Annotated in this window: 13 protein-coding genes; 7 read left to right on the top strand and 6 right to left on the bottom strand. The window is 46.9% G+C overall.

Annotated elements, in window-relative coordinates; genetic code table 11:
- Positions 1-100 precede the first annotated feature (100 nt).
- Positions 101-874: a glucose 1-dehydrogenase gene (locus MKY62_RS01725; RefSeq protein ID WP_003178692.1), complete on the bottom strand. Its 774-nt coding sequence runs from the start codon at positions 872-874 to the stop codon at positions 101-103.
- Positions 875-1045: 171 nt separating this feature from the next.
- Here MKY62_RS01725 and MKY62_RS01720 point away from each other — a divergent pair, with 171 nt between their 5' ends.
- On the top strand, positions 1046-1996 hold the full coding sequence (locus MKY62_RS01720; RefSeq protein WP_003178689.1) for a serine protease: 951 nt from the start codon (positions 1046-1048) through the stop codon (positions 1994-1996).
- Positions 1997-2054: 58 nt separating this feature from the next.
- Here MKY62_RS01720 and MKY62_RS01715 read toward each other — a convergent pair whose 3' ends face one another.
- From MKY62_RS01715 to MKY62_RS01700, 4 genes are all read right to left on the bottom strand, one after another.
- Positions 2055-4136: a glycosyl hydrolase family 18 protein gene (locus tag MKY62_RS01715; RefSeq protein ID WP_003178684.1), complete on the bottom strand. Its 2082-nt coding sequence runs from the start codon at positions 4134-4136 to the stop codon at positions 2055-2057.
- A gap of 90 nt (positions 4137-4226) precedes the next feature.
- A complete protein-coding gene (locus tag MKY62_RS01710; protein ID WP_003178682.1) occupies positions 4227-6014 on the bottom strand; it encodes a glycosyl hydrolase family 18 protein in 1788 nt (595 codons plus the stop codon).
- A 412-nt stretch (positions 6015-6426) separates the two neighbouring features.
- Positions 6427-7161 carry a chitin disaccharide deacetylase gene (gene chbG / locus MKY62_RS01705; protein WP_003178679.1) on the bottom strand — a complete coding sequence of 245 codons (735 nt, stop codon included), beginning with the start codon at positions 7159-7161 and terminating at the stop codon, positions 6427-6429.
- A gap of 4 nt (positions 7162-7165) precedes the next feature.
- Positions 7166-7894 carry a GntR family transcriptional regulator gene (locus MKY62_RS01700; protein WP_003178677.1) on the bottom strand — a complete coding sequence of 243 codons (729 nt, stop codon included), beginning with the start codon at positions 7892-7894 and terminating at the stop codon, positions 7166-7168.
- Positions 7895-8055: 161 nt separating this feature from the next.
- Between MKY62_RS01700 and MKY62_RS01695 the strand changes: the two genes are divergently transcribed.
- The 6 genes from MKY62_RS01695 to MKY62_RS01670 all read left to right on the top strand — a co-directional run bounded on the left by MKY62_RS01695 (position 8056) and on the right by MKY62_RS01670 (position 14166).
- Entirely contained in the window at positions 8056-9390 is a 1335-nt protein-coding gene (locus MKY62_RS01695; RefSeq protein ID WP_003178675.1) for a 6-phospho-beta-glucosidase, read from the top strand.
- On the top strand, positions 9377-10663 hold the full coding sequence (gene celB, locus MKY62_RS01690) for a PTS cellobiose transporter subunit IIC (protein ID WP_003178673.1): 1287 nt from the start codon (positions 9377-9379) through the stop codon (positions 10661-10663). Before MKY62_RS01695 ends, celB begins: the two co-directional genes overlap by 14 nt.
- Positions 10664-10679: 16 nt before the next feature.
- The gene (locus tag MKY62_RS01685) at positions 10680-11012 is read left to right on the top strand and encodes a PTS lactose/cellobiose transporter subunit IIA (protein ID WP_003178671.1); all 333 of its coding nucleotides are present in this window, start codon (positions 10680-10682) and stop codon (positions 11010-11012) included.
- On the top strand, positions 11009-11311 hold the full coding sequence (locus MKY62_RS01680; RefSeq protein WP_003178669.1) for a PTS sugar transporter subunit IIB: 303 nt from the start codon (positions 11009-11011) through the stop codon (positions 11309-11311). Before MKY62_RS01685 ends, MKY62_RS01680 begins: the two co-directional genes overlap by 4 nt.
- Positions 11312-11434: 123 nt before the next feature.
- Positions 11435-12847: a glycolate oxidase subunit GlcD gene (gene glcD / locus MKY62_RS01675; protein ID WP_003178667.1), complete on the top strand. Its 1413-nt coding sequence runs from the start codon at positions 11435-11437 to the stop codon at positions 12845-12847.
- A complete protein-coding gene (locus MKY62_RS01670; RefSeq protein ID WP_003178665.1) occupies positions 12844-14166 on the top strand; it encodes a (Fe-S)-binding protein in 1323 nt (440 codons plus the stop codon). The genes glcD and MKY62_RS01670 overlap by 4 nt, the downstream gene beginning before the upstream one ends.
- 59 nt (positions 14167-14225) lie before the next feature.
- Here the strand turns inward: MKY62_RS01670 and MKY62_RS01665 are convergent, their stop codons facing one another.
- A complete protein-coding gene (locus MKY62_RS01665) occupies positions 14226-15941 on the bottom strand; it encodes a serine hydrolase (protein ID WP_003178663.1) in 1716 nt (571 codons plus the stop codon).
- Between the last annotated feature and the right edge of the window lie 155 nt (positions 15942-16096).

The raw sequence follows: 16096 nt of genomic DNA, 5'->3' as shown, positions 1-16096 counted from the left end.
CTCGTTTCTTTTACTATAAAATAAAAGGTAACACAATTAAAAAAGCCCCCATTCCGCCATTCAATAAAGGGCAGAACGGGAGCTGAAAAAACGGCCTTTGCTATTCCAGCTGTGATGGATACAGCGTCATGCCGCCGTCAACGAATAAAGTCGCGCCCGTTACATAGGCGGCTTCTTGCGACACAAGCCATGCCGCTGCGGAAGCCACTTGTTCAGGCTCGCCAAATTCGTTCATGGGTATCTTTTTCAGCTGTTCCGACTTGCGGCTTCCCTCCAAGTCTTCATTGCTTTCGGTCGCAATCGTTCCCGGCGCAATCGCATTGACGCGGATTCCTTTGTCCGCATAGTCTAGGGCAAGCGTTTCTGTTAACAGCTTCATTCCGCCTTTTGAAGCGGAGTAGTGAACATTTTTCGGTCTCGGAATTTGCTGATGAACGCTGGATATATTGAGTATGCTTCCTTTCATGCGGCGGTCCGCCATATATTTTAAGGCTTCGCGTGCGCAGAGAAACGCACCGGTTAAATTAACGTCGATCACTTTCTGCCACTCATCAAGCTCAAGTTCGTGCGGAAAGGCGCCCGCGCCGTTAAATCCTGAATTATTGACCATAACATCAAGTGAACCAAAGTGTTCAACTGCTGAATTAATCAGCTTTTTCACGTCCTCTTCGGAAGACACGTCAGCTTCTATCGCAAGGGCGTTTCCGCCCGCTGCTTGAATATTGTCGACGGCTTCCCGTGCGCCTCCGGGATCGCTGTGATAATTGACAACCACATTCATCTTTTCTTTTCCAAACCGTTCTGCAACCGCCTTGCCTATACCTTTTGAAGAGCCGGTCACAATTGCTGTTTTTCCTTTTAAATCACTATACAACCTAAACACCCCTCAATTTCTTTTCTCCATGTACATTACCCGGTATCAATATGATCAAACAAAATGTTAATACACACCTTTAGTATGATCTTTTTTAAACATATGGAAAATTCAGAATTATTTTGTTAATATCTAACTTGTACTTACAACAAAATAAGGAAGTGATATGATTTGGTTAGTAAAAAGAGTGTTAAACGAGGTTTGATCACAGGTCTCATTGGTATTTCTATTTATTCTTTAGGTATGCACCCGGCCCAAGCCGCGCCATCGCCTCATACTCCTGTTTCAAGCGATCCTTCATACAAAGCGGAAACATCGGTTACTTATGACCCAAACATTAAGAGCGATCAATACGGCTTGTATTCAAAAGCGTTTACAGGCACCGGCAAAGTGAATGAAACAAAGGAAAAAGCGGAAAAAAAGTCACCCGCCAAAGCTCCTTACAGCATTAAATCGGTGATTGGTTCTGATGATCGGACAAGGGTCACCAACACAACCGCATATCCGTACAGAGCGATCGTTCATATTTCAAGCAGCATCGGTTCATGCACCGGATGGATGATCGGTCCGAAAACCGTCGCAACAGCCGGACACTGCATCTATGACACATCAAGCGGTTCATTTGCCGGTACAGCCACTGTTTCGCCGGGACGGAACGGGACAAGCTATCCTTACGGCTCAGTTAAATCGACGCGCTACTTTATTCCGTCAGGATGGAGAAGCGGAAACACCAATTACGATTACGGCGCAATCGAACTAAGCGAACCGATCGGCAATACTGTCGGATACTTCGGATACTCGTACACTACTTCATCACTTGTTGGGACAACTGTTACCATCAGCGGCTACCCAGGCGATAAAACAGCAGGCACACAATGGCAGCATTCAGGACCGATTGCCATCTCCGAAACGTATAAATTGCAGTACGCAATGGACACGTACGGAGGACAAAGCGGTTCACCGGTATTCGAACAAAGCAGCTCCAGAACGAACTGCAGCGGTCCGTGCTCGCTTGCCGTACACACAAATGGAGTATACGGCGGCTCCTCGTACAACAGAGGCACCCGGATTACAAAAGAGGTGTTCGACAATTTGACCAACTGGAAAAACAGCGCACAATAATACACGAAGACAGCCCGCTTCCTTTTGGAACGGGCTGTCACATCTAACGGCCGTATACTTAATTTCCTTTAAGCCTGTACTTTTTGCCATCTATTGATATCGTGAAATTTGAAGGACCGCTGATCGGCAAATAATAGACAAGCTGAAACTCCGCTTCCTCACCAGGTTTAATGGTTTTCCAGATTGATAGAGTCACTCTGATGCGGTGGAAATCTCCTGTCAGTCCGCCAATGTTCGGTCCCGTATGCCCTTTAGAAATCACTTCAACATGATCGCCGCTCCAGCTTCTAAACCGAGGGGAAGTGGATGTCGGCGCATCAAATTCGATAAAAGAACCTCCCGTAATCGTGACATCGCTGTTGTTGATCAGCTTCATCACCGGGTGGATCGGGTAATTTTGATCTCCTAACGGAAAGTTCGTCAACTCTACTTCTGCATCTAGTGATTCATCAGGCAAAGGTGATGTGCTGAGTCGATTATCGTATGGTGTTGTATCCGAGAATTTATGATACATCGTTCTCGTTAAGGTATTGCCGATACCGTATTCTCCTTTACTGCCGTTTCGTTCGGGATACCAGTCATAATCACCGCTCAAATCCCAAAACATGACACCCCCGATTCCTTTATCAATGACATAATCCGCCTTCGTTTTGATCGATTCCTCATCCTCTGTCGATAGAAATACTTTCTTTTCTGGATTCCAAAGCCAAGGCGCTGCCAGCCCTGCGTCATAATGCCTTTTATAAACGCCTGTCAAATCAGCCTTGCTCAATCCATACCTTTCCAGATAAGAACCAGCAATGCCCTTTTCAAGGTTTTTGGCGTGCCACATCGGGTTTGCCCCTGCTCCAATTTCATTCCCCTGCTCATCTTTATCGTGCCAAATATTATCGATTCCGGTTGCTCCGTCACCGCATTGCCTGAGTCCCTGAGGGCAATCTGCGCTTTTGGCTCTTCCCCACAGCCCATTTGCTCCGCCGGTCACATTTTTCCAGCCTCTCGTATAATAAGGCACACCGATATTGATTCGTCCCGATTCTACTGCCCCTCTAAAATAATGGTAAGCCCAGTCCGTATTTAAATATCCGATCCCTTCGTATTCCGGCGTAGTATAAATGTTGGACTGCTTGAGTTCGGCATCTTCGCCGTTATCGAATAAAGAAGCGTTCGGTCCGACAAACTCATTCCAGGCTCCATGAAGATCGTAGGACATGATATTGACATAATCGACATATCGAAGCGGCTTAAACGTTTCCATCCCCCTCAGTAAATATGCCGAGGATGGTGCTGCAATGGTCAGCATGTAGTACTTTCCATCTTCAGCGGACGCTTGATCAAGCTTTTCTCTTAATGTTTTCATCAATGCCTCAAAGCTTTTATTTAACCCGTTGCGCCGCGGATTGGCGATGTTCCAATCTGCCGGATTCCCTGCATCCTGCATCGATGTAGGGTACTCATAGTCAATATCGATTCCATCGATCTCATATTTTCTGAGAAACGCAACGACCGATTCCGCAAAGGTGTGAATACCCTTGTGGTTTACAGATCCATCTCCATTCGTTGTCATCGAGTAAAAGCCGCCGCTTGGAATTCGCTTTCCGTCCTTGTCGACATAGCCGCCGGTTTCGGCCCAACCGCCGACAGCGGCCAAAACCTTCACATCCGGGTATCTATCTTTATATTGATGGATAAGGTTAAAATGCCCCTTATACGGCAAGGTTTGATCCATTTTTACATCGGGATGCTCCGGCCAAGTCATCCCGATGGACGGGTTGTTCTCATCTGCCTCTTCTCCGACTGAAATCCGATGATCTTCCCCGATGTGGGCAAACGCATAATTAATGTGGCTCAAGTACTTCCAGGGGATATCGCTTACTAAATAACGATCTTGATTTCCTTTTCCCGTACGCCAGCTCGTAAAGTAACCGATGATTCTCCGGTCTAACTGATTGGCCAGCTTTTCACGGCCGTCCTTGTCGTATACATCGCAATACGGCACATGTTCAACGCCCGAGTCCCATAGCCCTTCCGGACGGCAGTCCGGTCTTTCGCTTGAAGTCTCTGCGGAAATCTGCCGGTTCGGGATAAAAAGCGCGAGGAGCAGCATACAAGATAAAAAAGATGAAGCGGCTTTCTTCATGTTTACTCAGACTCCTTTGTCCATAAAGAGAGACGTGAGAAGCTGTTCCCCAAATCTCTCTTTATCGTTTTCTATCCATTTGACTTTCTCTTATTCGCAGCCTCCGATCAGCCGCCATACGCCCCATTCACCGGATTGATCAGGCCGGTCGCCTTTCGTCCACCATTTCGCTTCATACACTTTTCCGTTAAATGCAACCCGCTCTCCGCCTGTGTATGCGCTCGTCTCTTTCCATTCGTCATATGAACAGGCTTGGTCAGAATTCGTCGTGACCTCTACCGTTGGTCCGGCATGGAGCTTTCCATCCGCATCCTTTGCTGAAACAGTAAATGAGTAGGCCGTACCCGGCTTCAAGCCGCCTATTTCCGCTGATGTTTCTTTTACAGATATCGACCGGTTTTCAAATGACACGACATATTCCGCAATGTTTGCTCCGCTGCTCGGCGCATCCCACGCCAGGCTGACACTTGTAGCAGTTTTTCCGGTTACACGCACATTCACAGGTGCCGATGAAGGCGGCTCCGGATTGCCTCCGTCCGGTGCAAAATCTAAATCGGCTGCCAATTTATTGAGAAGCGTCCGATTGGAATCGCCGCTGAAATCCCAGAACATTGCTCCGCTTAATCCGTTTGCTTTAATAAAATCCGTTTTGTGGCCGAATGATTGTTCATCATCATAAGTGATGAAATTGCCATTTTCCGCATTATACAAAAACGGCACTTTTGCTTGATCGTTCCAATACCTTTTATAGCCGTTTTGATTCACATAGTTCCTTTCAAGATCTGAAAAATCGAATACGCCCTTTTCCCATGTCCCTTCTTTAGCCGGTCCGCATTTCTGATATTCTCCGTGCCCCCCTGGTTCACAACCGCTCCAGCCCCTTCCGTAGAACGGTGTTCCAAGCACTAATTTGTCACCCTTGACACCGGCTTCCTTGTAGCGTTTCACAGTGTTTTCAATATTGTAGGTCTCAGCGTTTGGAACGCCTGCTTCTTTCGCTTTTGGATCATAGAACAGCGGTGCATTATGGGCGCTTATGCTTTGCCATCCGCCATTAAAGTCATAGGTCATAATGTTAATCCAATCCACGGTTTGAGCGATTTTATCGAGCTCAGTGTTGCTTACATAATCGGGACTTGCGCCGGATGCGATCGTCAGCAAGTATTCCTTGCCGTCTTTTGCTTCTGCAGCGTCAAGTTTTTTGCGCACCTCTTGCAGGAGCAGCGTGTAGTTTCTTTTATCTTCCGGACGTGTGCTGTTCCCCGGCAATCCTCCGCTGACCGGATATTCCCAGTCAAGATCGACCCCGTCAAACCCGTATTTCCTTAAAAACTCAACGGCCGAAGCGGCGAAATTCTCCCTTGCCGCAGGATCTGCCGCGACATCTGAAAAGCGGTTAGACCAAGTCCACCCCCCGACCGATATGAACGTTTTCAAATGAGGGTGGCTCTTTTTCAGCTTCAACAATTGTTTAAAGTTGCCGCGGATCGGTTCATCCCAGACATCCCCGGGATTTGACTTTTGTGCGTCAATCCAGGGATCGCCCATCACGATTGTTCCATTTGGCGCGTCGATCACTCCGTTTTCATCCTGGCATGACCACGTTTGAGGATTGGGGCCTGTCGGATCAGGGTTTCCATGCCTTCCCTCCCAGCAAATATCAGCAAAGGCATAATTAATGTGGCTGACTTTCGAAACGTCCATATCCCAAACTTGAAAATCCCTTCCATAAGCACCCCATGATGGATAGTAGCCGATGATTTTATAGTTTTTTCCGGAATCGGCTTTTGCAACTTCCCCATTCACAAATGAGAGGCTCAGCATCATAACAAAAATGAAAGAAAAAACGAAAAACTTTTTGCTTTTGTTGATCAACACGATTTTCATCTCCTTTACAAGCAATTTTTTGGCAAGCTATGAAACTAGAACTCTCTTTTTCCTCACCGCCTTTTTTGCTGGTTTTATATTTTTCCTTGTCATCTAATAGCAGCAGATACATTGAAGACAACAAGGGAAAACGCTTACAAAAGTGAGATCGACAGCATGGTTTCATTAAAATTTTGGCGTTTGAAAAGCTGGTTCTGCAGAGGGTGAAACACGTATAGACGTCTATACATTTAAGTGTAAAAGAAGACTTTCCAATGGGTGAAGAATGCATAAATTTGTTATGACAAATTTATATTAATCAGAATTTTCCGAACTGTCAACATGAAGTAATTGAATAAAACAACCGCCGCTTTCTACCCCATTTCACATCTTATTAAGCCAAGGAATAGAAGCGGCATCTCTTTCATAGACCGGCGTAAGACGTGAGGCGAATATCCGGACAGTGTTGTAAAGCGGCTTTGAGAGAAGGTTCCGTCAGCAGTGAAAGTTCATATGCCCGAGGATAATGGAAGGACGATTTTTCAAGCAGACATTTATCGACATAAGCCGGATGGCACATCACTTCAATCACAGCTGCGTCTTGATAATCATTAAAGAAGCTCGATAGATCCTTCAATCGGTCGACTTTCAGCTCAAAAGCATCGTTCGACCTTACACCCTTCCACAGTGAAGGATGGTCATGATTGACCTTTCTGCAAGGCAGATCATACTCTTTCGCAACCTCTACAAACACCTCAGGGAGATTTCCGTATGTATGAATATGATGATGGCTGTCGATATGTGTCGGATTTAAACCGCAGGACAAAGCCTTCTCTATTTGCGCTTTCCACTCTCGATATACTTCCTCAAGATCAATGTCGAAAAAACCTTGGTAATACAAAAGCTTGCGAAAATTCCCTTCTTCATCTGTTATCGTATGCAGTCCGCCAAGAATCGGACGCCCGGCCGTCAATGTCAAGTGGATCCCGACTCCGAGTTCTGGATTTTGCCGTGCGAGTTCGACGGCATGATCCGCTTCTTGCATATTGACCATGAGGGTAGTCGATGTGAGGACCCCGTGCTGGAAAGCTTCAATAATGCCAAGGTTGACTCCCCTTGAAAATCCAAAATCATCTGCATTTATGATTAGAGATTTCACGCTTTCATTTCCCCCTTTGTCCATAATCGCGTTCAATGAAGAACTCAACGCGGTCACCGCGAAAATAGGCCATAGAATACTCGACAACCTCTTCAGACGCCAAAAATGTTTGCGTCGATATCTGGAAGCAAGGCGTGCCTTGTGTAATATTTAAATGGTGTGCAATCTCCTCATCAGAAATCACAATCTTGATTTGCTCCTCTGTTCTTTTAATGTTGTTTCCCTGCCTGCTGATGCACTGGTAAAGTGAGATATTCGCCATTTCTTCCGTTACTTCGGGTACGAGATCCGTTCTGATATAGGCTGTTTCAAACTGGATTTCTTCATCGTCTGCATAGCGGATTCTTTTTACTTGATAGACCATTTGTTCAGCGTCGATTCCGAGACGGGTTTGGAGTTTTTCGGACGGCTTTATTTTTTGCAAATCAACAACCTTGATTTTCGGTTTAAAGCCTTGAGCCTTCAATTGTTCTGCATAGCGGAGGCTGCTGGAGCTTAAGATCTGCTTTACTTTTCCTTTGGCGACAAATGTCCCTTTTCCCTGCTTTCGGTAAATAGCCCCTTCCATAAGCAAATGATTCAGCGCGGTCCGCAGCGTCGTCCGGCTGACATCATAAATTTTGCAAAACTCGGACTCCGTCGGCAACAGGCTGCCCGGCGGATAATAACCGCTTTCAATCTTATCTACAATATCTTGTTTAATTCGACTGTGGAGCTGTGGTTGTTTCGCCATACATTTTCTCCTTTGGGGTGAGTTCGTAATTATAGAATAACACAAAAAGTTCCCCAAAAAAACAATTTGTTATAACAAATATGTATGGACAAATTTGTTATAACATGTTAAGTTTCAATTGTGTGAAGCGCTTTCATAAAAGAGAGTTAAGGAGGGGGATTATGGCGCTGAAAGTAGTTGTTATAGGCGGAGGTTCCAGCTACACACCAGAAATCATTGAAGGCATCATCAAACGGCATCATCAATTTCCAGTGAATGAGATTGTACTGGTTGATATCGAGGAGGGCAAAGAAAAGCTTCGCATCGTCTCAGAACTCGCGAAGCGAATGATCAGACATGCGGGGGTTCCCATCGAACTGAGCCATACAATAGATCGGGCAAAAGCATTGAAAGGCGCCGATTTCGTAACGGTTCAAATCAGAGTCGGCGGACTGAAGGCGAGAGCTTTAGACGAAAAAATTCCGCTCAGCCAGGGCCTGATCGGCCAGGAAACAAACGGGGCGGGCGGCATGTTTAAAGCTTTGCGCACAATTCCCTTTATGCTGGATATCGCCCGCGATATTCATGAGATTTGTCCCGAAGCATGGCTGATTAACTTTACCAATCCGGCGGGCATCGTGACGGAAGCTTTGCTGAAGCACGGACCTCATCAAAAGGTCGTCGGGGTATGCAATATTCCTTACAACATGAAAAATAGCATCGCAGAAATTTTCGGCGTGGATGTAAACCTCGTCATGATTGAATTCGCGGGCATCAATCATTTTGTTTTCGGAAAAAGAGTTTGGATCGACGGGATCGACCGGACAGAAGAGACGATTGAGCTTCTGTTGAATGATCACTTCGGCTACTCGCCTTCCAATATTGCGGCGCTGCCGTGGAATCGCCAATTTTTGCGGTCTTTGCGAATGCTTCCGAGCCCTTATCATCAGTACTATTATCAACATGAAGATGCGCTCGCAAAAGATATCGAAGCGTACAATAACAAAGGGACGCGCGCAGAAACCGTCATGGAAGTGGAGCGGCAGCTGTTTGAGAGATACAAAGACGCCAAGATCCATGAAAAGCCTAAAGAACTGGAAAGCCGCGGCGGAGCTTACTATAGTGAATCAGCCTGCTCATTAATGAACTCGCTTTATCATCATTCAATGGATATTCAGACCGTGAACACACTGAATAAAGGAAGCATACCAGACCTTCCAGATGATGCGGTGATCGAAGTCAACAGTGTCATTACAAAAAGCGGACCGATTCCCCTGACCGTCGGAAAACTGCCCGATGCCATCAGCGGGCCGATCATCTTGATGAAAAAATTTGAACAATTAGTGATTGAAGCTGCGGTCACCGGCGACTACGATACGGCATACTTAGCCATGACCACCAATCCATTGGTCTCTTCTGATCACAAAGCTCAAAAGGTGCTCGATGAAATGCTCGAGGCTCATAAACGTTATCTCCCGCAATTTTTTGAGGAGGTCCGTGCACATGAAACAAAATAAAATGATGGCATTCATCGAATCAAACATCATGCCGATCGCCGGAAGGATCGGTTCCCAAAGGCACCTGATTGCAATACGCGACGGATTCATCGCCATTATGCCTCTTATCATCATCGGTTCCCTCGCCATCCTGGTCAATAATTTTCCAATACCGGCGTTTCAAAACTTTATGACCGGTCTTTTCGGCGAGGGATGGACGGCTGTCGGCGGAGCGATATGGAATGGCTCTTTTGCTCTGTTGAGCCTTTTAGCCGTTGCGGCTGTCAGCTTCAAGCTGGCCGAGTCATATCACACAGATGGTCTGTCTGCCGCATTAATCGGGGTTGGCGCATTCGCCGTGCTTACACCGACCACTGAAGACTTTGGCTTCTCAATGACTTGGCTGGGAGCCCAAGGTCTGTTCGTCGGCTTAATCGTGGCTTTGCTGTCGACAGAAGTCTTCCGGCTGTTTTCCAAAAATGAGAAATTGAAAATCAAAATGCCTGAAGGAGTGCCTGACGGCGTCACAAAATCCTTGAATGCTCTATTGCCGGCTGCCGTCATCTTATCCACTGCCGGGCTATGTAACGCTCTGATCGTTCACTTTTCGGGGCAAAGCATCCATGAGCTTGTTTTCAGCACGATTCAAGAGCCGCTTCAAGGCCTTTCCAACACGGTTGGGTCAGCCTTGATTTTTACTTTCTTGAATCATTTGCTCTGGTTCTTTGGGTTGCATGGAACAAACATCCTCGGGCCGATCATGGAATCCGTCTACCTCCCGCTCATTCAGGAAAATCAGCACTTATTCTCGCAAGGAATGAGCGCTTTTGAAGTGCCGTATATTGTGACAAAGCCTTTCTTCGATTCTTACGTATTTATGGGGGGATCGGGAACAACATTGGCTCTGCTTGCCGCCATTTTAATTGCCGTGAAATCGAAGCACTACAAAACGATAGGAAAGGTGTCTCTCGCACCCGGCCTTTTTAATATCAATGAACCCGTTCTGTTCGGCCTTCCTATTGTATTAAACCCGATCATGTTCATTCCGTTTATCTTGATTCCATTAATTTTGACGATTACATCATATATCGCTTTGGCTTCCGGTCTCGTCCCGAAAACTGTGGCGATCCTTCCGTGGACGACGCCTCCGATTGTCAGCGGATATCTTGTCACCGGAGGATCAGTCCGAGGGGTCTTTTTGCAAATCTTCAACCTGGTGCTGGCCACCCTGCTCTACCTCCCGTTTATAAAAGCGGCTCAACGTTCCGCCTTGCACCAGACAGAAAATGAATAAATAAGGAGTGAATGTTATGGCAGATACACTTCAATTGGAACAGGTCTCATTTGAAATCATCCTTCACGCCGGAAATGCGCGTTCTTCTGCAATGGAAGCGTTGCAGCTTGTGAAACATCACGAATGCGAAACCGGTTATCAAAAGATACAAGAAGCAGAATCGGAGCTGAACCAAGCGCATCAGGCACAAACCCGCCTCCTGCAAAAAGAAGCACAGGGCGCAGGCCTTTCACCCAATCTATTATTAATCCATGCTCAGGACCATTTAATGACAGCCATAACTGTAAAAGATTTGGCGAAAGAAATGATTGATTTATATCAAGAGCTTGGGAAAGGAAGAGAAAAATGAAGATCGCACTTGTATGTTCAGCCGGAATGTCTACGAGTATATTGGTAAAAAAAATGCGGGAAGAAGCGGAAAACCGTTCATTGAAGGCGGAAATTAATGCGTATGCTGAGGCAGATTTGCCAAGCGATCTGGATGAAATTGATGTGATACTGATTGGTCCGCAGGTCCGGTATTTAAAAGGGCAAATGACAGAGCGTGCCAAGCCGTATCATACACCCGTGGCCGTCATTGACCAAATGGCTTATGGAATGATGGACGGGGCAAAAGTGCTTAATCAAGCAATCAGCCTTGCAACCTGATGCTTTCCGCAAAGAACCTCGTTTCCTTTGAAAACGGGTTCTTTTTTATATTTGAAGTTTAAAAGAATGATTTTTTGAAAGCGTTTGATTTTGTATAATAATTGGTAAAGGATGTGATCATACATGATTTCCTCACAAGTGAGATCCAAGCTGATTGAGATTGTCGGCTCTGCCAATTATGACGATTCGAACGCCGGACGGCTCGTCTATTCCTATGATGCGACACCACAGTTTCAATCGATGCCTGACGCGGTCATTGCCCCGCGCAGCAAGGAAGAAGTATCGCGAATCGTGAAAATCTGCAACACGCACCGCATTCCGATTGTGCCGAGAGGTTCAGGTACAAACCTATGTGCCGGCACATGCCCGACTGAAGGGGGGATTGTCCTCCTGTTTAAGCATATGAATCAAATTTTAGAAATCGATGAAGAAAATTTAACGATAACCGTCCAGCCCGGTGTGATCACACTTGACTTAATTCACGCCGCTGAAGAAAAAGGATTATTTTATCCGCCCGATCCGAGCTCAATGAAGATCTCGACAATCGGCGGGAATATTAACGAAAACTCAGGCGGCCTCCGCGGCTTGAAATACGGAGTGACCCGCGATTATGTCATGGCGCTGGAAATCGTTCTTGCAAACGGGGACATCATCCGCACCGGCGGCAAGCTGGCCAAAGATGTTGCCGGCTATGATTTGACGCGTCTGTTCGTCGGTTCTGAAGGAACGCTCGGCGTCATCACTGAAGCAACATTAAAACTCATCCCGGCACCCGAAACAAAAAAAACCGTCCTCGCTCTCTATCAAGATATCGACTCTGCAGCACAAACTGTTTCAAATATCATTGCACATAAAATCATTCCGACGACACTCGAATTTCTCGACCAACCTACGATTCAGGTGATCGAAGACTTCGCGAAAATCGGCCTTCCCGTCCATGCCAAAGCGGTTCTCCTGATCGAACAGGACGGCACCGAAGATGCAGTTCGCCGTGATATCGCCGTGATTGAAGAGATTTGCAAAAAAGGAAATGCTGTGTCCGTTCAAACTGCGCAAACAGAAGCTGAAGCGGAAAATCTTCGGGAGGCCCGCCGCACCGCCCTTTCGGCTTTAGCGCGATTAAAGCCGACGACCATTCTGGAGGATGCTACGGTACCGCGTTCTGAAATTGCTGAAATGGTAAAAGCGATTAATTCGATCGCCGAAAAGCACCAAATATCGATTTGTACATTCGGGCACGCAGGCGACGGCAACCTTCATCCGACCTGTACGACAGATGTCAGAAACAGTGAAGAAATGAAACGGGTCGAACAGGCTTTTGAAGACATCTTTAAAAAAGCGGTTGAACTGGGAGGAACAATTACCGGAGAACATGGGGTCGGCGAAATGAAAGCCCCCTATTTGGAACTGAAGCTGGGCAATGCGGGAATCGCCGCCATGAAGGCGGTAAAACAGGCATTGGATCCAAACAACATCATGAATCCCGGGAAGATATTTGCGAAAGACTCCCGCAAGCGAGTGGTGGTGACAAGATGACGACAGCTGACGAAAGAAAGGTCATTGAACAGCAGTTTAAACAAAGAATGGATGAGGAAGAGCTGCTGAATTGCATGCGCTGCGGCTTCTGTCTGCCGTCATGCCCCACCTACATCGAATCCGGTTTTCAAGAAAGCCATTCTCCGCGCGGACGCATCGCGCTCATGAAAGCGGTCGTCGATGGGACGATCGAGCCTGATGAGGATGTCGAACGGTCACTCGAGCTTTGCCTCGGCTGCCGCGCGTGTGAACCTGTTTGTCCGTCAGGCGTAAACTACGGACGCTTGCTTGAAGAAGCGAGAGATATTATTCAGCAGAACAAAAAGCACGCCTTTCCGGTTAAAGTGCTTCGCCGCGCAGTATTCAAAGGGCTTTTCCCCCATCCAAACAGAATCAGGGCGCTGACCGGAATGCTCGGCTTGTATCAGCGTTCCGGCATGCAAAACGTGATTCGCAAATCCGGCTTGCTCCGGCTTTTGCCGGACCACCTCGCGAAGATGGAGGCGGTTTTGCCGAAGGTTCCTAATATGAAACAGCTGAAAAAACGGCCGCACCTGCTCCCTGCGATCGGGGAGAGAAAAAAACGGGCCGCCTTTTTCTCAGGCTGTCTCATGGATACGCTGTTTTTGGATACGAATATGGCAACCATTGAGCTGCTGCGGCTGGCTGGCTGCGAGATCATAATTCCCGAACAGCAGACCTGCTGCGGCGCCCTCCACGGACACAGCGGCGAAAAGTCTGAGGCCATCCTGCTCGCAAAACGAAATATTCAGGCATTCGAGGATTCAAACGCGGACTTTATCATAACAAATGCAGGCGGATGCGGAGCTTTTTTAAAGGAATATGATCATCTCCTGAAAGATGACTCCGAATGGCGGGAACGGGCAGCATCTTTCACAGGAAAATTGAAAGACTTTTCTTCCGTCTTGTTGGAACTGAACTTCGATCAGCAATCCCTTGAACTGCCGGAGCAAATCGTTACATACCAAGATTCGTGCCATTTGCGAAATGTCATGAAAACGTCCGCTGAGCCGAGACGCCTTATTCGCAGCATCAAGGGCATTGAATTCAAGGAAATGAAAAATGCCGAAAGCTGCTGTGGATCAGCCGGCATTTATAACATTGTCGAATCCGAAATGTCGATGAAAATTCTCGATACTAAAATGGAAGCAGCAGCAGCGACCCGGGCCGCTACGATCGTTACGGCTAATCCCGGATGTCTGCTGCAAATGAAGCTCGGCATTGAACGAGCAGGACTTACAGACCGAGTGAGAGCCGTTCATCTGGCGGATTTATTACTGGAAGCCGTCCAGAAGTGACCAGACTGGCTCACACCTGTATATTTCTCGGGAAATAAATCGAAATATGTCCTTTGCTGCTATTTCCGGACAGCAGGAAATTCTCCATTCGGCTGGATGAAGCGCAAACCTGTTACCTGTCCGGAATCGCCGGCTTCAAATCGGACGCTGAATCCCGGCAGATTTTTTATTTGAAATGTCAACTCACGGTAAGGTTCAAGTTCGTAATCACGCTGACCGGGCAATGAAACCCAGAGCGTCCGGTTGTTTCTGAGAGACACAACGACATCTGTTCCGTCTTCCAATGCATACTTCCCTGTTAAAGAAGCAAGAAATTCAGGGTCGTACAATTGCTGATCCGGCTTCCTGACAAATTCGATTTCTCTAGCGCCTTCCGCCATTTCAAACGGTATGGAAAGGCGGCTGATATGTCCGTGTATATCGGTGTCGAATGATGCGAGCATCGCCATCTCCGTGAGCGGCATTTTCATCTCGAATATATTGTAATGATAATGCTTCAAAGGCATCACAAACGAATTGAAGAGCGCCTGTAACACGCCGTCTTTAAGCTCTATTTTGATTTCGCCGTAGCCGGGATGCTCATATACACCTGTGTAGTCCTTCAGGGCATGAGAAGGATTCGTTCCTTCAATTTTGGTAAGATCCGCGGTTCGATCCACTCCTAAAGCGGCTTTCATTATTTTTTCCGCTTCGCCTTTCAGCCGGCCGCTCCAATCGATCTCTTCCAATCCAAGCAAGCGGTCAAAAATGTTGTACGCCAGAACATTTGGAAGAAAGCTGCCGTTCATATTTGTCAAAATGACAATGCCGATCTTTTCATAAGGCATGAAAGCGACAAGCGATGAAAAGCCGTCGATATTTCCGCCATGATGAATCATATGGCGACCGCGGTACGGTTCCACAAACCAGCCGAGTCCATAGCTGCAGACCGGAAGCTCCTTCGCTTTAATAATGGAGTCGCAGGAAATGCAAGGCGTATGCAGTTCATGAAGGCTTCCATCTGATAAAACCCCGTTGAATTTCTCGCTGCCAAGCTGAAGAAGCAGCCAATTTGCCATATCCACGGCATTGGAATTAATCGACCCAGCCGGCCCGATCGCATCGATATTACGAAAAGGTATTTTTTCAACCGTTCCGTTGTTCTCTTGATATGGAAAGGCAAAATCGGAAAGCTTTTGCATATCTTCGACCGAAAAGCTGCTGGATGTCATATGCAAAGGTTTGAAAAGCCGCTCATGAACAAGATCCTCCCATGTCGTCCCCGCTATTCTTCCAGCAAGATAACCAGCCGTCATATACATCAGGTTCTGATACTGCCACTTTGATCGAAAATCCTGATTCGGCTCAAGGTAGCGGATCCGTCTGAAAAGCTCCTCCCTTGAAAAGGAGGAATTGTACCACATCATTTCGTGTCTTGGGAGACCAGAACGATGGCACGCCAGATCACGGGGAGTCATCCGTTCAGTTGCTACCGGATCGTGCATCTTAAACTCAGGGAGATATTCCCTTACCGGCTTATCCCACTCCATTTTCCCTTCATCAGCCAATACCGCCATCGCCGCCGTTGTAAATGCCTTGGAGGCGGAACCGATCGCAAATACCGTTTCCGGGTTGACCTTTAATTTCCGTTCTTTATCCCTGAATCCAAACCCTTCCGCCATGATGATCTCGTCTTCCTTAATGACTGCAACCGCGGCTCCAGGAACGTTCCACTCTTTCATTTTTTCTTCGGCGAATGCCCGAAAGCCTTTTAATGCCTTTAATGACTGTTTCATCTTACTCTCCTCACTTGATTTAAGAGTCTTATGACGGTTCATGGTGTCCGTATTTCATACGTTTGTTCGCCCAAATGGTTTCATTTAGAAAAAATTTGTATATTTATTCACGAATTCCAAAAGATAGGTATAAGGCTTAAAATGTCTAAAAAACA

The organism is Bacillus sp. FSL R7-0646 (assembly GCF_037969865.1).
Lineage (GTDB): Bacteria > Bacillota > Bacilli > Bacillales > Bacillaceae > Bacillus > Bacillus licheniformis.
The sequence above is the reverse complement of the archived record's forward strand: the minus strand, read 5'-3'. Positions and strand labels throughout refer to the sequence as shown.

Bases quoted from the DNA above. Each gene is read 5' to 3' on its own strand.
- MKY62_RS01670 (WP_003178665.1), top strand. From the start codon at position 12,844: ATGACGACAGCTGACGAAAGAAAGGTCATTGAACAGCAGTTTAAACAA.
- MKY62_RS01695 (WP_003178675.1), top strand. From the start codon at position 8,056: ATGGCGCTGAAAGTAGTTGTTATAGGCGGAGGTTCCAGCTACACACCA.
- glcD (WP_003178667.1), top strand. From the start codon at position 11,435: ATGATTTCCTCACAAGTGAGATCCAAGCTGATTGAGATTGTCGGCTCT.
- MKY62_RS01715 (WP_003178684.1), bottom strand. From the start codon at position 4,136: ATGAAGAAAGCCGCTTCATCTTTTTTATCTTGTATGCTGCTCCTCGCG.
- MKY62_RS01665 (WP_003178663.1), bottom strand. From the start codon at position 15,941: ATGAAACAGTCATTAAAGGCATTAAAAGGCTTTCGGGCATTCGCCGAA.
- MKY62_RS01685 (WP_003178671.1), top strand. From the start codon at position 10,680: ATGGCAGATACACTTCAATTGGAACAGGTCTCATTTGAAATCATCCTT.
- celB (WP_003178673.1), top strand. From the start codon at position 9,377: ATGAAACAAAATAAAATGATGGCATTCATCGAATCAAACATCATGCCG.
- MKY62_RS01700 (WP_003178677.1), bottom strand. From the start codon at position 7,894: ATGGCGAAACAACCACAGCTCCACAGTCGAATTAAACAAGATATTGTA.
- MKY62_RS01680 (WP_003178669.1), top strand. From the start codon at position 11,009: ATGAAGATCGCACTTGTATGTTCAGCCGGAATGTCTACGAGTATATTG.